Source organism: Cyclobacteriaceae bacterium (assembly GCA_025808415.1).
In the GTDB taxonomy this organism is placed as follows: Bacteria; Bacteroidota; Bacteroidia; order Cytophagales; family Cyclobacteriaceae; genus UBA2336.
The window spans coordinates 3045920-3067295 of record CP075525.1 but is presented as its reverse complement, the minus strand read 5'-3'; the positions used below and the strand labels follow the sequence as shown (position 1 = coordinate 3067295).

The window sequence follows — 21376 nt, the reverse complement described above, 5'->3', positions numbered from 1 at the left end:
CGAGAGACGTAAAATATTATGGCAGTAACTTCAGTGATACGCGAACCCCTGGTAACCGGTGGTAAAACCATAAAAGATGTTTCGCACGACATCAGCCGTCAGGTGGAAGGCAAACCAACCAAACTGTGGTGGATGGCGATGGCTATTTCTTTGGCTTTACTTGGCTTAGGGGCTTACGCCTGTGCGATGCTGTTGTGGCATGGCATTGGGGTGTGGGGACTAAACAAAACAGTAGGTTGGGCGTGGGACATCACCAACTTCGTGTGGTGGGTCGGTATTGGTCACGCGGGTACATTGATTTCAGCTATCCTTTTGTTATTCCGCCAACGTTGGAGGATGTCGATTAACCGCGCGGCAGAAGCGATGACCATTTTTGCTGTCATTTGTGCGGCCAGTTTCCCCGGCTTTCACATGGGTCGCCTATGGTTAGGGTTTTACTGGGCGCTTCCTCTTCCCAACACATTTGGTTCGTTATGGGTTAACTTCAATTCACCCTTGTTATGGGACGTGTTCGCGATCTCAACGTATTTTACCGTTTCGTTGGTATTCTGGTACATGGGTCTAATTCCTGATTTTGCGGTGATCCGCGACCGCGCAGTGGTTCAGGGAAACAAAATCAGGGCTACGGTTTACAATGCCCTTAGCTTTGGCTGGCAGGGTGGTGCCAAAACCTGGATGCGCTACGAGTCTGTAGCGTTAATCCTGGCCGGTCTTTCTACTCCGCTGGTATTGTCGGTTCACACGATTGTGTCCATGGACTTTGCTACTTCGGTTATTCCTGGATGGCACACCACCATCTTCCCGCCTTACTTTGTGGCCGGTGCTATCTTTTCGGGTTTTGCCATGGTACTTACGCTGCTAATCGTTACCCGCAAAGTGTTTAAACTGGAAGATTATATTACCATTTACCACATTGAGTTGATGAATATCATTATCATCATTACCGGTTCGATAGTGGGTATTGCTTACATAACAGAGTTGTTTATTTCGTGGTATTCACGCGTCCCTTACGAAGGTTACGCATTTTATAACCGCGTGGTAGGTCCTTATGCCTGGTCGTACTGGGCGATGATGACCTGCAACGTTATTTCACCGCAACTTTTCTGGATTAAGAAAATCCGTACCAGCATTGTAGCCACGTTTGTACTGTCCATCATCGTGAACATTGGTATGTGGTTCGAGCGTTTTGTGATTATAGTAACGTCCCTTCACCGCGACTATATTCCTTCAAGCTGGACGATGTTCTATCCTACCTGGTATGATGTGGGACAGTATGTATTCACCTTCGGTATATTCTTCACCGCATTCTTCTTATTTGCCAAATTTTTCCCGGTGATCAACATGGCCGAAGTTAAAAGTATTATTAAGTCAACCTCTGAAAAGAAATAAATCATGGATGCAGACAAGCATTTTGTTGTAGGGATTTTTAACGATGAGGATGTGTTGTTGGATGGCATCAGGAAGGTGCGTTCCAACGGAGTAAAAATCCAGGAAGTTTATTCTCCTTTCCCCGTACACGGCATTGATGAAGCACTGGGTTATAAAAAATCGCGCCTTCCCATTGCAGCTTTTTTGTTTGGGATGACCGGCACCAGCCTCGCGTTGCTAATGCAAATCTGGATGTTGGGTTATGATTGGCCTATGATTATCGGTGGTAAAAATTTTGCTTCCCTTCCGCCTTTCATCCCCGTTACCTTTGAACTTACGGTATTGCTTTCAGCCTTAGGCATGGTTGGCACCTTTATGATCGTTAGCGACATGAAGCCTTACAAATGGCCGCGTCAATTTGATATCCGCAGCACCGAAGATATGCACGTAATGGCAATTGATCTGGCAGCCAACGGTGGAAAAAGCAAAGAAGAATTAAAGCGCCTGCTAACCGAAAGTGGTGCTGTTGAAGTGAACGAAAAAAGTTTTGAGTAATTACACGATGAAGAATACGATGAGACAATCAGCAACTTTATTCATCGGCCTTGCAGCCATAGTACTTGTTTCTTGTAAAGCGGGTGGCGACAACCCGGGGCTTGAATATGCACCCAATATGTATCATTCCGTAGCGTATGAGCCGTATACTCAAATAACCGATCAAAGTGCCGGCAGTTGGCTTACCTCCATTGAATATGAAGATGGCCATGCTGAGTTCTACAACTCTAATCCATTGAACCCGCATCGCATGAATATGCGTGTGCCGCCTGCGCATACCGTTAGCCGTAACAAAGCCAACGTGTTGCCTTACCGTTTACCAAAGGACAGTTTGGAAATCGCTGCTAAAATTAAAAGTCCTTTTGAGGGTGCAGATACCCCCCAACTTTTGTCCGAAGGAAAAGCACTGTATACAATGTATTGCACCCACTGCCATGGAGCCAAAGGTGAAGGCGATGGAAAAGTTGCCACAGGTGTAACCATTGACGGTATTGAGCGCAGCGCCTATGCCGGAGTAGCCAACCTTAAAGGCGATGCGTACAAGAATATTTCAGAAGGTCATATTTTCCATGTAATAACTGCCGGCAAAGGCCTGATGGCCCCGCACGGCTCACAGATTAGCCAGGAAGATCGCTGGAAAATTGCCCGGTATGTAAAGACTTTGCAACAATAGAATTTTAACGCACTAACGAGATAACAGAATACACATGGGTCATTCAGCAATAGTGGAAGAAAAGTTCATCTTCACCCCGGAAGCCAAAAAGAAGATATTCATTCTTTTGGGAGTAGGATTATTTCTTTTCGTTGTAGGCTTGTGGCTTGCCACAAAAACAGATCATCATGATCACGCAGTGGGTCACAGTCATGTCGCGGCCCAACAGATGGTAGCGAGTATTGATACGGCTGCCGCGAGCGAAGCACATGCTGCCGAGGGACATCATGAGACAGCCACCTGGTTAAAACGCCTGTTCACCACCCTGTGGATGAACAATATTTATTTTGTGGGACTGGGTATTATCGGTTTGTTCTTTGTGGCTATTCAATACGCAGCACAGGCGGGTTGGTCGGCCGGTGTTAAGCGTATCCCGTTGGCCATGGGGCATTGGATTCCTATAGCCTTTGGCTTAACAGTTATACTGTGGTTCGTTACTAACCATGATATTTTCCACTGGACACACAGTTCGTTGTATGGGGAGTATCTTGATGAAGCAAAGACACAACCCAACCCGGATTTCGACCATATTATTGACGGCAAGGCTCCTTTCTTCTATTGGCCTGGCAAAGCCGGAAGTTTCCCGATATTCTATATCGCCCGCATGGTTATTTTCTTTGGTATGTGGTATTGGTTCTTTACCATGATCAAGAAAAACATGATGGCCGAAGACCTGGAAGCCGACAGCAAATATTGGTTCAAGAACAGAAGTATTTCGGCCTGGTTCCTGGTGTTCTTTGCGGTAAGTTCATCTGTGGCTGCATGGGATTGGGTCATGAGCATTGATACGCATTGGTTCAGCACCATGTTCGGTTGGTATGTATTTGCAAGTTGGTGGGTAACCGCATTGGCCATGATTACGCTGATAGTGGTGTACCTGAAAGAAGCAGGTTACCTTAAAATTGTAAATGCCAACCACCTCCATGATCTTGGAAAATTTGTTTTTGCCTTTTCTATATTCTGGACCTACATCTGGTTTAGCCAGTTTCTGTTGATCTACTATGCCAATATTCCTGAAGAAACGGTGTACTTCATTGAACGCCTGAGTACCAGCCCTTACAGCTGGATATTTTTTACAAACTTGATTATGAACTTTGTGTTGCCCTTCCTGTTATTAATGACAAGGGATGCAAAGCGTCATCTTTCAATGTTGAAAGTTGTTTGCCCGATTGTGATTGTTGGACATTGGTTTGATTTTTTCAATATGGTAACGCCAGGGGTTATGCAAAACGAAGGTGGCTTGGGCTTGTTGGAGATTGGCACTGCCTTTATTTTTCTTGCAGCATTTCTTTGGATAACCCTGAGCAGTTTGGCGAAGATGCCGTTATTCGGAAAGAACCATCCGTTGTTAGAAGAGAGTCTCCATCACCACATTTAATGTAAAAAAGTATGACGAGTTTGATTGTAATTCTGGGAGTAGCGCTTGTTCTGGTGATCCTTTACCTGATCTTCAGGATCAGTAATTTAGTAACGGTTGCGAAAGCCAAAACCAGCGATGATGAAGTGGACAGCAGTAATGGCATTCATGCTTTGTTGTTTATCTTATTTATGGTGTTTGGCTTAACCGGATTTTTCTGGTATTCCTATACGCATTTCGATTCCTATACGTTGCCTATTGCTTCTGAGCACGGTGCATGGACAGACACCTTATTCTGGATAACCATGGGTGTTACCGTTGTAGCCTTTACGATCATCAGTATTATCAAGTTTATATTTCTGTATCAATACCAGCATAAGGAAGGCCGCACGGCAAAATTCTACCCTGACAATCATTACCTGGAGTTGGCCTGGACCATCATACCGGCCCTCGTATTGGCGCTTCTTGTATTCACAGGACTTCGTGCATGGAACGACATCACCTCGCCAGCCTCTGAAAGTGCCGAGGTTGTGGAAGTTATTGCGCAGCAATTTGCATGGACAGCCCGTTACCCAGGAAAAGACAATGTGCTGGGCGATTATCATTATCAAAAAATCGATGCTATCAATGAATTCGGTTTAGACCTGTCAGACAATAAGACCTTTGATGATTTTAAATCACTTGAACTGCACATCCCCAAGGGGAAGGAAGTATTATTGAAAATACGGGCAAAGGATGTTCTGCACAGCGTATTCCTGCCTCACTTCCGTGTTAAAATGGATGCTGTGCCCGGCATGCCAACCCAATTCAAGTTTGTAGCTACCAAAACAACCGCAGAAATGCGCGATGAGTTAGATAATCCTGAGTTCAATTACGAATTGGCTTGTACGGAAATTTGCGGAAAGGGACACTTCTCCATGAAAATGAGCGTGGTGGTTGATACCCCTGAAGATTTTGAGAAATGGAAAGCTGAGCAAGAGGCATGGCTGAAGCAGAATCCGGACTACCTAAAGAATGTTCCGGCAGGCTTACGTGAATCAGCAATGTTGAAAGCGGGGATACCGGTAGAAACAGGTGTTACTTATTTGGAAGGTGTTAAGGCAGCAGGTGTAGGATCTAACTAAGATTATTTTAAATCATGGCAACAACATATACAGACACTAACATTCACGTTCACCACCACGATGATCACGAACACGACCATCATGAAGGTAACTTTTGGACAAATTATATTTTCAGCCAGGATCACAAGGTAATTGCGAAGCAATTTCTGATTACAGGTATCTTCTGGGCGCTGTTTGGCGGGGCATTGTCGGTAATTTTCCGCTTGCAATTAGGCTTCCCTGATATGAACCTGGAGTGGCTTCGCCCGTTATTAGGTGGATGGATTACACCGGAAGGAAAAATCGATCCGGAATTTTACCTGGCCTTAGTTACCATGCATGGTACCATCATGGTATTCTTTGTGCTCACGGCCGGATTGAGCGGTACGTTTTCCAACTTCCTTATTCCATTACAAATAGGGGCGCGCGATATGGCCTCCGGTTTCATGAACATGCTTTCCTACTGGTTCTTCTTTTTGTCCAGTGTGGTCATGTTAAGTTCTTTCTTTATTGAAACAGGACCTGCCGGTGGAGGATGGACAGTTTATCCCCCTTTAAGTGCATTGCCACAGGCTATTCAGGGGTCAGGTTTAGGTATGACCCTTTGGTTAGTAGCCATGGCCCTGTTTATTGTGAGTACGTTGTTGGGGGGTATCAATTACATCACTACGGTTATTAACATGCGTACACGGGGTATGTCGTTTACGCGTATGCCATTAACTATATGGGCCTTCTTCTTTACAGCCATTATAGGTTTATTGTCGTTCCCTGTTTTATTTGCGGCTGCCTTGTTGTTGATCTTCGACCGCAGCTTCGGCACTAGCTTCTTTTTATCCGATATTTATATCGGTGGTGAGGCATTATCCAATGTAGGTGGAAGCCCTATCTTGTTCCAGCACTTATTCTGGTTTTTGGGTCACCCTGAGGTATACATTGTGTTGCTTCCAGCGTTAGGTATTACATCGGAGATTATTGCCACCAATTCGCGTAAACCAATCTTTGGGTACAAGGCCATGATCGGTTCCATGCTTTTCATTGCCATCTTATCGTTTATTGTGTGGGCACACCATATGTTCGTAACGGGTATGAATCCATTCCTGGGATCAATCTTTATGTTACTTACTTTGATTATCGCAGTGCCCTCAGCTGTAAAGATTTTCAATTATGTAACAACGTTGTGGAAGGGAAATATTCGGTTTACTTCTGCCATGCTGTTTTCTATTGGGTTGGTATCGTTTTTCTTAACAGGCGGTATCACTGGTATTTTCTTAGGTAATTCGGCAATCGACATTCAGTTACACGATACTTATTTTGTGGTTGCTCACTTCCACCTGGTAATGGGTAGTGCATCGTTTTTTGGAATGTTGGCCGGTATTTATCACTGGTTCCCGAAGATGTTCGGTCGCATGATGAACGAAAAACTTGGGTACATCCATTTTTGGTTAACCTTCGTAGGGGTTTACATGGTATTCTTTCCGATGCATTACATAGGCATTGCCGGCTTCCCAAGGCGTTATTATTCATGGACGAATTTTGATACATTCAATGGCTTTACCGATTTGAACACCTTAGTTAGCGTTGCCGCCATCCTGACGTTGTCGGCCCAGTTGATTTTCTTGTTCAACTTTTTCTACAGCATTTTCCGCGGAAGGAAAGCATCAGCTAACCCATGGAAATCCACAACGCTTGAATGGACCACACCGCGTAATCCCGGCCATGGTAACTGGCCTGGCGAAATACCCGCTGTTTACCGTTGGCCATACGATTATAGCAAACCGGGTGCGAAGGATGACTTTATTCCGCAGACCATTCCTTACTCAGAGACCCCTGAATCTAATCTGCCTCATGAAAATGAGTTGATTAAGCTGGAGACTTCAAACGGAGAAGGTGCTATTGTAGTGGAAGGCAGCAAACACTGATAAAGTAATTTTCAAAGTACACTTCGGCCTTTTGGTTTGGGATTTAGCTTTCCGCCAAAAGGCTGAAGTTTTTTAACCGTATGTCAATCAATCGTTCATTTTACCGGCTTACGCTCACAACACTGGTTGCTGCTTACCTGCTTATATTGGTGGGGGGCGTTGTTCGCAGTACGGGGTCGGGTATGGGCTGTCCGGATTGGCCAAAATGTTTTGGGCAGTGGGTTCCGCCTACATCGGTTGAGCAGCTTCCGGAAAATTATAAAGAAATTTATTCCGCTAATCGGCACGAAAAAAATATCCGGTTTGCAAAATATCTAAGTGCTTTTGGATTTACTAAGACGGCTGATCAGCTCCTGACGGATGAGTCGATTCGGGAGGAGGCCGATTTTAATCCTGTTAAAACATGGATTGAATACATTAACCGCTTAATTGGGGTTGTTATCGGTTTATTGATATTTGCCGTGTTTGTTTATTCCCTTAGGTTTTGGAATACTCATCGTATCAGGACCATTCTTGCTTTTACTACCTTCGTTTTGGTGGGGTTTCAAGGATGGATTGGCTCCATCGTAGTGTCAACTAACCTCACGCCATGGACCATCACTGTGCATATGTTTTTGGCGTTGATTATTGTGGCGCTTTTAATTTTTCTGGCTAACCAGTCAAAGGTTTCATTCCGGCAACAACTTATTATACCCGGGATGGCACCATGGATTATTTTGTGCCTGGCCATTGTGCTGGTTCAAATATTATTGGGAACGCAGGTACGTGAAGCCTTGGACCAGGTTGCCAGCCGTATTGCCGACCGCAATGCATGGATCGAGGCATTGGGGGGAAGTTTTCTTATCCACCGTTCATTTTCGTGGGTTGTGATGCTGGCGCATGTAGGTTTATTCTGGAAATTAAAGAAAAGTGGGATGGAACAGCGTTTCATCCTGACCCTATTCCTTTTAATTTTGGGGACACTTTTAACCGGCATTGGAATGGCCTATTTAGCGGTGCCTCCGTTCCTGCAACCGGTTCATTTGTTGCTGGCCACAGTAACTTTTGGTTTTCAGTTTTTGTTGGCACTGCAAGTAAACACTGCAACAAAACCTGTGTTATCCTAAACGTATGGTTACAGGACAACTTGATACGCTAACCGGAATTACCTGGGCAATGGCCAAGGCAAAAGCGTATTGGGAACTTCTAAAATTCAGGTTGTCGCTGCTGGTTGCCTTTTCCTGTGCGTTTGGTTTTACCTTGGCATCACCGTTTGTAAACTGGACAACCTTGTCCATGTTGTTCATAGGGGGCTTCTTGTTGTCGGGTTCGTCCATTGCCATTAACCAGGTAATTGAAAAGGATCTTGACAAATTAATGACCCGAACCATGCACCGCCCGCTACCGACCGGAAGGCTTTCTGTTCAGGAGGCATTGGTATTTTCAGCGTTATGTTTTGTGTTGAGCGTCTTCATCCTTATAAAATTTACAAATCCACTTACGGTTAGCCTTTCGGTGTTATCTATGCTGTTATATAGCTTTGTTTACACCCCGCTTAAGCGAGTAGGGTCGATAGCCGTGTTTGTAGGTGCTATTCCGGGGGCTCTACCACCCTTGCTGGGTTGGGTAGCAGCAACAGATTTTATATCGCATGAAGCATTGATAATTTTTTCAATACAGTTTATCTGGCAGTTTCCACATTTCTGGGCCATAGCGTGGTTGGCTGATGATGACTATAAAAAAGCAGGATTTAAGTTATTGCCATTTGGTGGCCGCAAGGATTTTAACACCGCGGTGCAGATTATGATTTATACATTATTCCTGCTTCCACTTGGCTTGCTTCCCGCGAAATTCGGAATAACCGGTATTGATTCAGCTATTGTTGTAACCGTTTGCGGTGTGCTGTTTCTGGCACAAACATTTTCGCTAATGAAAAATGGTAACCGTACAAGTGCACTGCGCATTATGTTCGGGTCATTTTTGTATTTGCCCATTGTGCAAATAGCTTATTTACTCGATAAAGTTCAACCCTAAAAAGAGGAGGGGATATGAGTGCTGAAATTAAAGAATTGAAAATTGTTGAAGAGGCGAAGAAGCCCCTTTCCATGAACCCAAAGAAGTTTGCCCTTTGGTTGTTCATGATGAGTGTGATAATGCTTTTCGGTGCATGGACCAGTGCATACCTGGTGAAACGCGCTGATGCCGGATGGGCTGAAATCATCCTGCCCTCACAATTTTGGGTGAACTCGGTTATTGTCGTGCTAAGCAGCATAACCATGATTTGGGCATATTTTGCGGCAAAACGCGATAATATCGATCAACTAAAAATTGCTTTGCTACTTACTGCGATTTTAGGGTCGGCATTTTTAGCCGGTCAATACCTGGCGTATGGTGAAATGGTGGCATTAAAGCAACACTTAACCGGAAGCAACGTCTCCCATTCATTTTTGTGGATATTACCGGGCGTACACGGCCTGCACATCGTAAGTGGGCTGGTTTTTATCGTGATTGTGCTGGTAAATACCTACAAGTTTAAAGTGCATTCAAAAGGCCTGGATCAACTCGAAATGTGTGCCACCTACTGGCATTTTTTGGGTGGACTTTGGCTATATTTGTTCATATTCTTAATATTGAATCCGTAAATAAAAACCTGTTTTTTTAAACCATGGCAAGCACCTCAACCGTAACCGTACCTGCTCCCGGAAAATCAGCTTGGGATGGCGGGGTATCTCCTATGAACGCCAGTTATGGCAAGCTCATGATGTGGTTTTTCCTGCTCTCTGATGCGTTTACCTTTTCTGCCTTGTTAATTACCTACGGGCTGGTTCGTTCTTCACACAAAGCTTATACAGGTGCTGTAAGCGACTTTACGTTTTCACAGGCTTATTGGCCAATCCCAGAAAAGGTTTTTGAAGCTGTGCCCTTTTTCCATGGGTTAAATGCACCCCTTGTTTTCGTAGGGTTGATGACATTCATCCTGATCATGAGTTCTGTAACCATGGTATTGGCCGTGGAAGCCGGTCACCGAATGGACAGGAGGGCAGTAGAGAAGTGGATGCTTTGGACAATTGTTGGTGGGTTCACCTTTCTGGCTTGTCAGGCATGGGAGTGGAGTCACTTTATTCATGGTACTGATGGTGGAAGTATTTTAGCTGACGGAACAAAAATTTTTGGGGCCAACTTATCCATTAATCAATATGGCCCTCCTGATTTTGCGGCTTTCTTCTTCTTCATTACCGGTTTTCATGGTTTTCACGTGTTTAGTGGAGTAATGCTGAATTTTCTTATTTACTACAATACGGTAACCGGGGTTTATGAACGAAGGGGCCATTACGAAATGGTAGAGAAGGTTGGTCTATACTGGCACTTTGTAGATTTGGTTTGGGTATTTGTATTTACCTTCTTTTATCTGGTTTAATTTCTAATTGTTAATACACCACATTATGGCACATGTTGAAGAGGCACCACAAGTAACCGTACTCCCACCCGATACCGCTAAGATTAAGAAATTATGGACCGTGGCCGGCATTCTCGGTTTAGTTACATTACTTGAATTTGCGGTGGCCTTTGGTGTGCCCCACGAAATGAAAGACCTTCGTGTCTGGACATTTATTTTAATGACTATTGTAAAAGCGGCCTATATAGTTGGTGAATTTATGCACCTACGATATGAAACCAAGGTTCTGCTTTGGTCAATATTGATCCCAATGGTATTTGTGGTGTGGATGCTGGTGGCTTTCGTTTATGAAGGTATCCATATTGAGTTAGCCAGACCCTGAAAATATTAAATAAGATATGTAAAAGGCTTAAGTTTTACTTAAGCCTTTCTTTTTTTGGATGAATGAAAGGTTTAAAACTTATTTTGCTCGTATTAGCCCTGGCCCTACCGATAGGCATTTTTTTGTTCTTGAAAATTTTTGGCAAAAATGAATTTTCGGTTGAACCTTATTACATAACGGGCGTGTCTGTTCCGGATGGATGTCCACTTCCTGCAGCTAGGGCATACGCTATTCCAGAGCGTATTTTAAACCGACTTTCCTGGTCGGAGAAGGATAGCTTGACTCTTTTTTTAATTGCTTTGAAGGAAGATGGAAAAGCAAACCTGGAGCGCATACAAGATCGTTTTTTGGATCATGAGCTTCGCAAGGTATGGGTTCAAATTGACTCCAATTCGTTGGATTTTGATCCAATTGGTAAAGCCGTTTTTATTTCACTTGACAGCCTTAAGATTTTTAAAACATGTTTTTTCTTTTTAAAGGAACCTTATAATCTTTTGCTTGTTGACAATAAACGGAGAATTAGAGGTATGTATGTATTAAATAACCGTGAAGAAATAGACCGGTTACTATTGGAAGCCAAAATTATCTTAAAAAAATATTAACGTGGAACAACAGGAACCTTATAGAAAGCTCATTATTGCTGTATCCATTATTATTCCCATTGTAGTGGCCATCCTTTTCCGGGTTAAGATTGATGGCCACGACTTTTCATTTTTGCCACCCATATATGCTTCTATCAACGGGGCTACTGCATTTTTACTTATAGCTTCGGTGGTAGCCATTAAAAATAAAAAACAAAAGTTACACGAGGGCCTGATGAAAACCTGCCTGGTGTTATCAGCAGCATTTTTGGTAATGTATGTGATTTACCACATGACCAGCGACTCAACACCTTACGGAGGGGAAGGAGTTATTCGATATATCTACTATTTCATACTGATTACACATATTATTTTATCGGTTTTGGTTATTCCATTTGTTTTATTTACGCTGGGTCGTGCGCTTTCAGCTAATTTTTCCAAGCATAAAGCCCTGGCAAAGTACACGTTTCCGCTTTGGCTGTACGTGGCCATATCCGGTGTTATCGTATATTTGATGATCAGTCCGTATTATTCATGATGAGTAAAATTCGATTCACGATCCTTTTTCTGCTCATGAGCCCTTGTAGTATACAGGCGCAATGCGCCATGTGCCGCACACAGTTGGAGAATAATGTAAGCAATGGCGATGTAGGTATTGCTGCCGGAATCAACACCGGCATTTTATACTTGCTTAGCCTGCCTTACCTGGCCATTCTGGTTTTAGGATATGTTTGGTATAGAAACAGCCGGAAGAATGTCATCAAATTACGCCAGGGCCCTGTTGCAGGGTAAATGCCCAAGGTGCCACTCAGGTAAAATGTTTGTTTACCCTGCTGGTAATATTTTCAAATTTGCCGTTATGCATCATCAATGCCCGCATTGTGGTGTTCGGTTAGAACCTGAACCGGGGTTTTATCAAGGCGCCATGTACGTAGGGTATGGAATTTCAGTGGCTTTCATTGTTGCCATAGGCTTGGTGCTTTACGTTGCAGGAAACCCATCCGAATGGGTTTATATTGGTGTTGTAATGATGTTTATGCTGTTGGTGGCTCCCCTCAATTTCCGGTACTCCCGCATTATTTATTTGTACTTATTTGGCGGAATCAAATTCGATCCGCGCTATGCACAATAGCGTAATTTCTTAACTTTATCCGATGCAGTTCCTTCTGAAGGATAAAGTTACAAGGTTGCTTTTTGTGCTGGTGTTGATCTTCGGCAGCTTTGGACTATACTTTGCCAAGCTTGCCAGCCGGCCGGCAAATCCTGAAGTTATTGCAGCGGGGTTCTCCAAACACCTAAGTCAACTATACGAAAGTCTGGAACCTTCTGTGAAAGACTTTCGTGAGCACCCCACAAGAGACCTCACATTGATCAAAGCCCAACCAAATGTTCGTTTTATAGTGATTAACGATCAAGATATTGTTCAGTGGACTGATAATCAGTTTATACCACCAATTAGATTTGTCTTGGATGATTTTACCTTTAAATATTTAAAAGTTTCATCGGGTGATTTTTTGCTTCTAAAGTGGAATCTAAACAATGACAAACACCTGGTTGCAATCGTTCCCTTGCATGTGCATTATAAAATCCAAAACGATTATTTGGAACCTTGGTACAACCCTTTGGTATTCGGAAGGTACGAGGTAGCTATTTTAGACCCAACAACGGAGCAGGGTCATTTAATCAGTGTGCATAACACGCCTCTATTTCGGTGTGTGATTCCGTTTCTGCCAATTTCTTCCGGTAAGGATGCCGTGCTTACAGTTATCTTCACCCTATTGTCGATTACTGTTTTTTTTATTTTGATTTTTCGACTACTACAGAATCTATCATCACGCTTTTCAACCGTTAAGTTTTTCTTGCTGGCCGGAAGTATAGTTTTGGTCCGTTACCTGATGATTGATTACCGGTTTCCGGCACAGTTTATTGAAACTGACATTTTTAGCCCCAAGTATTTTGCTTCATCTGAATTGAACCCATCACTGGGTGATCTGTTTTTGAATTCAGTGGCTGTGGCAGTGCTTTGCTTGTTTCTTTTCCTCAACTTCTTTCGCCATGACAAAGCCTTGATGCTTGAAAGACAACCGTTGGTTCGTTGGCCTGTTTCCATCTTTGCCGCCACAGCTGTTCTTTTTGGGGCACTGTTTCCATTTATTGTAATCCAAACCATTTATAACAATTCGGCCATTACGCTAAATATTTCAGAATCACTTAGCCTTGATGCGCTTCGCATATTGGCGTTTATTTCGGTAGTACTTTCATGGATCAGTTCATTTTTGTTTATGCATGTTTTTATCCGGTTGTTGGTAAACCATCGCTGGGTAAAATCCTTTTTGTCATTAGCCCTGGGAGTGGTAGCATTTATTGTTATCAATGAACTCACCGGACAGCGATACAGCGTTCCATTGATAACGGGTACCATCTATGTAATGGTAGTTGTATTTTTCCGACTCTATAGTTCTTTTCAGCGATTCAGCTATGTTACCTTTTCTTATTTCTTTTCGGCTATTGTATTTTTCTCCATCAGTGGTGTTTTGGCCACCCATCAGTTTAGTATGGGTGAACGGGTTGCCAACCAGTTAAAATTTGCTAACTCGTTTTTGATTGATAAGGATGATTTTGGCGAATTTTTGCTAGCTGAGGCAATGGAGAAAATAGCAGCAGATTTTTTCATTCAGTCCCGTTTGTCTGGGCCTTTTGTAAACCGTGAGGCTGTGCGGCAGAAGGTACGGCAGGTTTTTATACCAGGTTATTTCAACAAATACACCATTGACATTCATTTATATGGCACCAGTGGTGAGTCGTTAGATGATACCGATGCGGTTAACTTCACTTCATGGATTGCTTCATTTGATGAAAAGGCATCCCAAACTGCCTATGAAGGTATTTACTATTTTAATCGCCCTGACAATGAATCGGCCCGGAAGTATCTGGTAGTAGTTCATGTTAAGCGTGGCACAATCAGTGCGGGTTACATTGTGCTGGAGCTGCTTTTGAAGCGCGTTATTCCGGATAATGTTTATCCAGGATTGTTGGTTGACAACCGGTTTCGACAGGCATTCGGTACACAGGCCTACAGCAACGCTATATGGGTTAATGAAGAAATCCAATATTGGTCGGGTGAATTTAACTATGCTGAGTTGGATAGGGGTTTTCTGAAGAACGAGCGCCTCTATAAAATGGGAGTCCGGCATGCCGGCTATATTCACACTGCATCGCGCGATGCCAGCGGAAGAGTAGTGATGGTTTCTTCGCCTGCTCCATCTTTCATTTTCACGCTGGCCGATTTTTCTTTTCTTCTTATTGTAGGCCTATCTGCCTTATTGCTTTTTTTATTGGGCATTGGCCTGGTGGATTTGCTACGGGTAGAACGGTTGTTGTTGTCCACCCGCATACAGCTTATTTTGAATCTTGCTTTTTTTATTCCCCTTATAGCCGTAAGTGTTATTACCTTGGGTTTGACGGCACGGTCAAACCTTGAGCAACTGAATGCCGACTACCTTGCGCGTTCACGTAACTTTACTTCACAGTTAAGCAATGTATTGACCGAGTGGGGTGAAGTAGAGGGGGCAGCCGGTGATTGGAATTTTGCCCGGTTGTGTAAACTCGCTAACCTTGATGCCAACCTGTTTACACCTTCCGGCAGGCTTCAGTTCACCAGCCAGCCATTGATTTTTGAAAATCAGCTACTCTCGCCCTTTATTAACCCAGCGGCACTTGACCGTATTCAGCGAGGTGATCGCTTTTTTATTGCCGATGAGCGGGTGGGTAAACTTAACTATTTCATCGCCTACTCGGCATTGCTTTCACCAAACGATGGCTCGTTATTGGGTATACTGGGTATACCATTTTTTCAGTCGCAAAGTTTGTTGGAGAATATGCAGATTACTGTATTGGCCAACATCCTTACTATTTTTACGGCCATATTTATTGTGTTGGCTATTGTTTCTTTTTGGGTAGCGCAATGGCTCACCTTTCCGTTGCGCATGATTACCCAAAAGCTTGGGCGAATTTCGTTAACACAATCGAACCAGCCGCTGGAATGGCAGTCGGATGATGAAATTGGTTTAATGGTTCGTGAATACAATCAAATGCTTTCCACCTTAAGTGAAAGTAAAAACCAATTGGAACGTGTTCAACGCGAAAAAGCGTGGCGTGAAATTGCCCAACAAGTGGCCCACGAAATAAAAAACCCGCTTACGCCCATGAAGCTTATGCTTCAGCAAACTGAACGGCTTCCCGATACGGACCCAAAAACACTTGAAAAAATCAGGAGGGCAATCGCTTCTATATTGGATCAGGTTGATACCCTGGATGGTATTGCTTCATCGTTCAGTACCTTCGCAAAAATGCCTGAACCTGTAATGCGCCCTGTTGAATTGGTAGGATTATTAAAACGTGTTGTACACCTGCATGAGCAAACAGCCGTGGTTGAGCTTTTTACGGAATTAGATGTGGCAACGGTTCAGGTTGATGAACAACTGATCAGTCGCATATTTTCAAATATTATTTTAAACGGTATACAGGCTGCCCGTGAAGGGCAGAAACCTCAGGTTAGCGTGTCGGTAAAACAAAAGGATAATGTACTTTGCATTTCCTTTACCGATAATGGAACAGGCATACGGGCAGACTTGAAGGACAAGATATTTCTACCCCATTTCAGTACCAAGCAATCCGGTTCGGGCCTGGGCCTGGCCATTGCCCGGCAGGGTATTGAACAAATGGGTGGAAGGATTTACTTTGAATCAACCCCTGGTGAGGGGAGTATTTTTTTTGTGGAACTTCCCCGGGCGCTGGAATAAAACATAACAAGATTAATAATCGATACATGAAGAATATCCTACTTTTAGTATTTGTGCTGGTATGCAACGTACTTCAGGCACAACAAATAGTGTTTCCTGTCGTCAGGAATTTTGGTGGTATTTATGATATACCAGATGCTGTGGAAAGGCCTGATCCCACTTTGGATTACAAAATTGTTATTGACCTTGCCGGTGGAAGTGAAAATCCGGCTGTCATAAATGATCACTTGAATAACATTGCCCGCATGATCAATTTGCACGGCATAGGTGGTGTGCCGAAAGAAAAAATCAAAGTAGTTGTGGCAATCCACAACCAGGCTACCTATTCAATAATGGATAACGAGAGTTATAACCAGCGTTATAAAGTTGATAACCCCAACCTTGCACTGTACAAAGCTTTGCGCGAAGCCGGGGTTGAGTTGTTTGTTTGTGGGCAGTCACTTATCGGGCGAAACATCGATAAGACTAAAATATCCCCTGATATCAAAATTGCAACCTCCATGCTCACCGTGCTAACTACCTATCAGCTGAAAGGATATGCCTGGTTTAAATTCTAAGAATCAGGCAGATTTCCCGCGCATGGCAATCATTACTTTATTGGCGAAAACGAAATCATCCAGTTCTTTTACACCGGAGTGGGTAATGTCATCTTTTCCACCTTCCCATAATTTTTCGCCCTGGTAAAGAAACATGATGTTATCGCCAATACCCATCACCGAATTCATATCATGGGTAACAACAATAGTGGTAGTGTCATAGTCTGAAGTAAGAACCTGGATGAGTTCATCAATCAGTATGGAAGTCTGCGGATCAAGCCCTGAGTTGGGCTCATCGCAAAATAAATACTTTGGGTTATTAACGATTGCCCGGGCAATCCCCACGCGCTTGCGCATACCACCACTGAGTTCAGAAGGCATTTTTTTATTGGCATTTTTTAGACCTACCCGGTTCAATACCAGGTTAACGCGGTCCTGCTTTTCGTCTTTGGGCATAATGGCCAACATATCCAACGGAAAGCGGACATTTTCTTCAACGGTTTTTGAATCGAAAAGCGCCCCGCCCTGGAACAGCATGCCAATTTCTCTTCGTATTTCAATTTTTCCGTTCCGGTTAGCTTCGGTAAAATTCCGGTTATCAAAAAACACATAGCCTTCATCGGGTTTAACCAATTCAACAATGCATTTTAGCAAAACGCTTTTGCCGGTACCCGAAGCACCAATAATCAGGTTAGGCTTGCCTTTTTCAAACCTGCCACTTATATCCTTCAGGATTTTTTTGTCGCCAAACAATTTTGATATGTGCTGTATCTCGATCATGCCGGTGAAAGTAATAGCTGTGCCAGCAGGTAATCGGCCAGCAGAATAGCAATTACGCTGGTAGTTACCGCTTTTGTACTGGATATCCCCACTTCAAGCGCGCCACCAACGGTGTAATATCCTTTATAAGATGAAATGGAAGCCACCAGAAAGCCAAAGGTTACCGCCTTGATTAAAGCGAAGGTTATTGTGAATTCGTTAAACAGGTAGCGTATTCCGTAAATATATTCGGTAGGGGCGAGGATTCCGGTAACAACACCCACCAGGTAACCGCCCATTAGCGCACAAACACCTGATACAATTACCAATAAGGGGTACATTAAAATAGATGCAACAATTTTTGGCAGCACCAGGTAATTAATGGAATTAATGCCCATTACTTCCAGGGCATCAATCTGTTCGGTAATGCGCATGGTGCCCAGGTTTCCCGACATACTGGAGCCAACCTTACCTGCATACACAATGGCCATTACTGTTGGGGCAAGTTCAAGCACGGTCATCTCGCGCACCACCTGTGAGATAACGTATTTGGGAATGTAGGGAGCCACCAGGTTAAAGGCAGTTTGAACGGTGGAAACCGCACCAATAAATGAGGAAACTAAAACAAAAAGGAAGATCGAATTAACCCCGATGAGGACGCATTCATCTAAAATTAATTTATAGTGGGTTTTAAACGATTCGCGATTAATGAACAGGTACCCTAAAAAAATGAAATACTTGCCTATTTCCTTCATGAAAACGTGATGTTACGTATGGGGTATACCTTTAAATCCTTATCACTATCTTGCTAAAGATACCAAAAATAACATTTCATTTGATATGCGTAAACTAGTAGTGGTAACGGGGGGCACAAAGGGTATTGGCCGTGCAGTAATAGAGAAATTTATAAACCATGGATTTGATATTGTAACCTGCGCCCGTAAACAAACAGATCTTGATGCGTTGGTAAATGCTTTAAAAGATAAGGCTACCATCCACACGTTTCAGGCCGATGTTTCGGATAAAAGCCAGGCAGCATTGTTCTGCCAATTTGTTTTAAGCCTGAAAAGACCGGTGGACGTTTTAGTGAACAATGCCGGTTATTTTGTTCCCGGTCAAATCTCAACCGAGCCGGATGGCAACCTGGAAGCCATGATGGCCGCTAACCTGTACAGCGCCTACCACACCACCCGTGGATTTGTTGAGGCTATGAAAGCAGCTCGGTCGGGCCATATATTTAATATTTGTTCCATAGCCAGCATAAAAGCATATGCAAATGGGGGCTCCTATGCCATCACGAAGTTTGCCATGCTGGGCATGTCGAAGTGCTTGCGGGAAGAATTGAAAGAATATGGCATACGCGTAACAGCTGTAATGCCCGGGGCTACCAAAACAGCCAGTTGGGATGGGGTTGATTTGCCCGATGAACGTTTTATGAAAGTTGAAGACGTGGCCGACCTAATTTATGCTTCCTATTCCCTTTCGGGCCGTAGCGTAGTGGAGGAAGTGATAATAAGGCCCCAATTGGGCGATATTTGAAGGTAATAAAGTTGAACAAAATCACCGCTGTATCGGTTAACTTTGCATTCAAATATTAACCCGTGAGCCCCGAAATAGCTTCCCTTAAGCGATATTGCAACAACCTTGTACAGTACAGCCGAAGAAAGACCCTGGAGGTTTCTATAGGTGATGTTCCGTTGGGTGGCAATAACCCTATCCGGGTACAATCCATGACCACCGTAGATACTATGGATACCCTTGGTTCGGTAGAGCAGACTATCCGTATGGTGGAAGCTGGCTGCGAGTATGTTCGCATAACCGCACCCAGTTTAAAGGAAGCACAAAACCTGGCGGAGATAAAAAAAGAACTTCGTAAACGTGGCTACCGTGTTCCTCTCATAGCCGACATTCACTTTACCCCCAATGCTGCCGAGCTGGCCGCACGCATTGTTGAAAAGGTTCGCGTTAACCCGGGCAACTATGCCGACAAAAAGAAATTTGAAGTTATTGATTATACCGATGATGCATACCGCGCTGAACTTGACCGCATACGCCAGAAGTTTACCCCCCTTGTAAAAATTTGTAAGGAGTACGGCACGGCCATGCGTATCGGAACAAATCACGGTTCACTTTCAGACCGTATTATGAGCCGGTATGGCGATACCCCGCTGGGCATGGTTGAGTCGGCATTGGAGTTTTTACGAATATGTGAAGACCTTCAATACTATAATATTGTGCTTTCCATGAAAGCCAGCAACCCGCAAGTAATGGTGCAGGCGTATCGGTTGCTGGTGCAGAAATTGGATGAAGAAGGCCTCAAACCTTATCCCCTGCACCTGGGCGTTACAGAGGCAGGCGATGGTGAGGATGGAAGGATCAAATCGGCCGTGGGTATTGGTACGTTGCTGGAGGATGGATTAGGCGATACCGTGCGTGTTTCGTTAACCGAAGAGCCTGAAGCCGAGGCGCCCGTGGCAAAGATTATGGTCGACCGGTATGTTGATCGTCTGCATCATAAACCCATCCTGCCACTGACAGAGTCACCCATCAATCCATTTCAATACACCAGGCGTGCAACACACGAAGTTGGTAATATCGGTGGAGCGCATAATGTGCCGCGTGTGATTGCCGATCTTAGCGAAATAGAAATAAAGGATTACAAAGATTTAAAATGCATCGGGCATTTTTATTTACCCGAACCTGATAAGTGGCGCATGAATGATCAGGGCGCAGATTATGTTTACACCGGTAGTCGTCCAATTGATTTTATGCTACCGAACGGACTAAAAGAAATCCGAGATTATAAAACATGGAATGTGTCGGATGATAAAGTGAATAAACTGCCTTTGTTTTCAGCCGATGAGTTCATGAGTACACATGAGCTTCACACCGATGTTAATTTTGTTCGTTTCGCTATCCATGAATTAAATGAACGTTTGCTGAATAAACTCAATAGCACACCCTCTGTTGTTGCCGTGCTTTATAGTGTTAATGCTCACGCTATGGCTGAGCTTAGAAGGGTGTTTTTTGAATTGGTGCAGCAACAGCTTTCTTTTCCCGTTGTAGTGCAACGTACGTATAACGTAATGCCCGAAGATAACCTTCGTATTTATGCTGCTACTGATGCCGGTGGATTATTCATAGATGGTTTTGGTGATGGAATAATGATAGGAGTAACCGGTGTTTCGGAAAAGGAAGAACAATTGCGTTGGGCTGACATTTGTAACAAGACATCGTTTGGCATACTGCAGGCAACACGCAACCGCATGTCGAAAACGGAATACATTTCCTGTCCATCGTGCGGCAGAACATTATTTGATTTGCAGGAAACTACTGCTATGATCAGAAAGCGCACCGATCATTTAAAAGGTGTGAAGATTGGTATTATGGGTTGCATTGTGAACGGCCCGGGCGAAATGGCCGATGCAGACTATGGCTATGTGGGTTCGGGTGTGGGGCGCATTACCTTGTACCGTGGAAAAGAAGTGGTTAAGCGTAATGTGCCTTCGGCTAATGCGGTAGATGAATTGATTGAATTGATCAGGGAAGACGGTGTATGGTTTAACCCGGAAACAGTAGAAAATTAGAAACGATGGAAGATAAGGGGCAGGCAAACAACGCAAAACCAACCGGAAACCGGTTAAAAGAATTTTTTCAATTGGGTGAGGTGGCCGGTTATTTTTTCCGCAAAAAGGATCCAACCCGTCCGAATACCTTCAATATCCGGGCTATGCATACCATCAATAAAATATCCATTTTGATCTTCCTGGTATGCCTGCTTATCATATTGAAGCGTTATATCTTCGGGTATTAGTGTTTTGGTAGAACTTTTACCTACGGTTGGGCATGTAAGTAATTTGATAATCAGTAGGTTACATTTCTGTCAGGATTAGAATTACTTCTTGTTTATTTCACTATTTTTGTCT

Annotated in this window: 22 protein-coding genes; 20 read left to right on the top strand and 2 right to left on the bottom strand. The window is 43.7% G+C overall.

The features are described 5' to 3' along the window. Positions 1 to 18: 18 nt before the first annotated feature. The 17 genes from nrfD to KIT51_13565 all read left to right on the top strand — a co-directional run bounded on the left by nrfD (position 19) and on the right by KIT51_13565 (position 16712). The gene (nrfD, locus tag KIT51_13645; GenBank protein UYN85903.1) at positions 19 to 1389 is read left to right on the top strand and encodes a polysulfide reductase NrfD; all 1371 of its coding nucleotides are present in this window, start codon (positions 19 to 21) and stop codon (positions 1387 to 1389) included. 3 nt (positions 1390 to 1392) lie between these two features. Continuing rightward, the gene (locus tag KIT51_13640) at positions 1393 to 1923 is read left to right on the top strand and encodes a DUF3341 domain-containing protein (GenBank protein UYN85902.1); all 531 of its coding nucleotides are present in this window, start codon (positions 1393 to 1395) and stop codon (positions 1921 to 1923) included. A 19-nt stretch (positions 1924 to 1942) separates the two neighbouring features. Further along, the gene (locus KIT51_13635; protein UYN85901.1) at positions 1943 to 2596 is read left to right on the top strand and encodes a cytochrome c; all 654 of its coding nucleotides are present in this window, start codon (positions 1943 to 1945) and stop codon (positions 2594 to 2596) included. 34 nt (positions 2597 to 2630) lie between these two features. Then, complete coding sequence (locus tag KIT51_13630; GenBank protein UYN85900.1) at positions 2631 to 4013, top strand: quinol:cytochrome C oxidoreductase; 1383 nt, start codon at positions 2631 to 2633, stop codon at positions 4011 to 4013. An 11-nt stretch (positions 4014 to 4024) separates the two neighbouring features. Further along, positions 4025 to 5116 carry a cytochrome c oxidase subunit II gene (locus KIT51_13625; GenBank protein ID UYN85899.1) on the top strand — a complete coding sequence of 364 codons (1092 nt, stop codon included), beginning with the start codon at positions 4025 to 4027 and terminating at the stop codon, positions 5114 to 5116. 14 nt (positions 5117 to 5130) lie between these two features. Beyond that, positions 5131 to 7014 carry a cbb3-type cytochrome c oxidase subunit I gene (locus KIT51_13620; GenBank protein ID UYN85898.1) on the top strand — a complete coding sequence of 628 codons (1884 nt, stop codon included), beginning with the start codon at positions 5131 to 5133 and terminating at the stop codon, positions 7012 to 7014. Between the two features lie 80 nt (positions 7015 to 7094). Then, complete coding sequence (locus tag KIT51_13615) at positions 7095 to 8120, top strand: COX15/CtaA family protein (protein ID UYN85897.1); 1026 nt, start codon at positions 7095 to 7097, stop codon at positions 8118 to 8120. Between the two features lie 4 nt (positions 8121 to 8124). Beyond that, positions 8125 to 9027, top strand: a complete 903-nt coding sequence (gene cyoE / locus KIT51_13610) for a heme o synthase (GenBank protein ID UYN85896.1) — start codon at positions 8125 to 8127, stop codon at positions 9025 to 9027. Between the two features lie 14 nt (positions 9028 to 9041). Continuing rightward, positions 9042 to 9635 carry a cytochrome c oxidase subunit 3 gene (locus KIT51_13605; protein UYN85895.1) on the top strand — a complete coding sequence of 198 codons (594 nt, stop codon included), beginning with the start codon at positions 9042 to 9044 and terminating at the stop codon, positions 9633 to 9635. Positions 9636 to 9658: 23 nt separating this feature from the next. Next, a complete protein-coding gene (locus KIT51_13600) occupies positions 9659 to 10411 on the top strand; it encodes a cytochrome c oxidase subunit 3 (GenBank protein ID UYN85894.1) in 753 nt (250 codons plus the stop codon). A 25-nt stretch (positions 10412 to 10436) separates the two neighbouring features. Continuing rightward, on the top strand, positions 10437 to 10772 hold the full coding sequence (locus KIT51_13595; GenBank protein ID UYN85893.1) for a cytochrome C oxidase subunit IV family protein: 336 nt from the start codon (positions 10437 to 10439) through the stop codon (positions 10770 to 10772). Between the two features lie 62 nt (positions 10773 to 10834). Next, the gene (locus KIT51_13590) at positions 10835 to 11374 is read left to right on the top strand and encodes a hypothetical protein (protein UYN85892.1); all 540 of its coding nucleotides are present in this window, start codon (positions 10835 to 10837) and stop codon (positions 11372 to 11374) included. After that, positions 11370 to 11891 (top strand): DUF420 domain-containing protein, encoded by a 522-nt coding sequence (locus tag KIT51_13585; GenBank protein UYN88594.1) that lies wholly within the window; start codon positions 11370 to 11372, stop codon positions 11889 to 11891. The genes KIT51_13590 and KIT51_13585 overlap by 5 nt, the downstream gene beginning before the upstream one ends. Next, the gene (locus KIT51_13580; protein UYN85891.1) at positions 11888 to 12145 is read left to right on the top strand and encodes a hypothetical protein; all 258 of its coding nucleotides are present in this window, start codon (positions 11888 to 11890) and stop codon (positions 12143 to 12145) included. Before KIT51_13585 ends, KIT51_13580 begins: the two co-directional genes overlap by 4 nt. Before the next feature lie 67 nt (positions 12146 to 12212). Continuing rightward, positions 12213 to 12485: a DUF983 domain-containing protein gene (locus KIT51_13575; GenBank protein ID UYN85890.1), complete on the top strand. Its 273-nt coding sequence runs from the start codon at positions 12213 to 12215 to the stop codon at positions 12483 to 12485. Positions 12486 to 12507: 22 nt separating this feature from the next. Then, a complete protein-coding gene (locus KIT51_13570) occupies positions 12508 to 16155 on the top strand; it encodes a HAMP domain-containing histidine kinase (GenBank protein UYN85889.1) in 3648 nt (1215 codons plus the stop codon). Between the two features lie 26 nt (positions 16156 to 16181). Beyond that, the gene (locus KIT51_13565) at positions 16182 to 16712 is read left to right on the top strand and encodes a DsrE family protein (GenBank protein UYN85888.1); all 531 of its coding nucleotides are present in this window, start codon (positions 16182 to 16184) and stop codon (positions 16710 to 16712) included. Positions 16713 to 16715: 3 nt separating this feature from the next. Here KIT51_13565 and KIT51_13560 read toward each other — a convergent pair whose 3' ends face one another. Next, positions 16716 to 17471: an ATP-binding cassette domain-containing protein gene (locus tag KIT51_13560; GenBank protein UYN85887.1), complete on the bottom strand. Its 756-nt coding sequence runs from the start codon at positions 17469 to 17471 to the stop codon at positions 16716 to 16718. Then, the gene (locus KIT51_13555) at positions 17468 to 18205 is read right to left on the bottom strand and encodes an ABC transporter permease (protein UYN85886.1); all 738 of its coding nucleotides are present in this window, start codon (positions 18203 to 18205) and stop codon (positions 17468 to 17470) included. The genes KIT51_13560 and KIT51_13555 overlap by 4 nt, the downstream gene beginning before the upstream one ends. 85 nt (positions 18206 to 18290) lie before the next feature. On the opposite strand from KIT51_13555, the gene KIT51_13550 reads away from it, so the two are divergent. The 3 genes from KIT51_13550 (at position 18291) to KIT51_13540 (ending at position 21264) form a co-directional block, all read left to right on the top strand. Then, complete coding sequence (locus tag KIT51_13550) at positions 18291 to 18989, top strand: SDR family oxidoreductase (protein UYN85885.1); 699 nt, start codon at positions 18291 to 18293, stop codon at positions 18987 to 18989. 62 nt (positions 18990 to 19051) lie between these two features. Beyond that, the gene (gene ispG / locus KIT51_13545) at positions 19052 to 21037 is read left to right on the top strand and encodes a (E)-4-hydroxy-3-methylbut-2-enyl-diphosphate synthase (GenBank protein ID UYN85884.1); all 1986 of its coding nucleotides are present in this window, start codon (positions 19052 to 19054) and stop codon (positions 21035 to 21037) included. A gap of 5 nt (positions 21038 to 21042) precedes the next feature. Further along, the gene (locus KIT51_13540; protein UYN85883.1) at positions 21043 to 21264 is read left to right on the top strand and encodes a hypothetical protein; all 222 of its coding nucleotides are present in this window, start codon (positions 21043 to 21045) and stop codon (positions 21262 to 21264) included. The last annotated feature ends 112 nt before the right edge of the window (positions 21265 to 21376 follow it).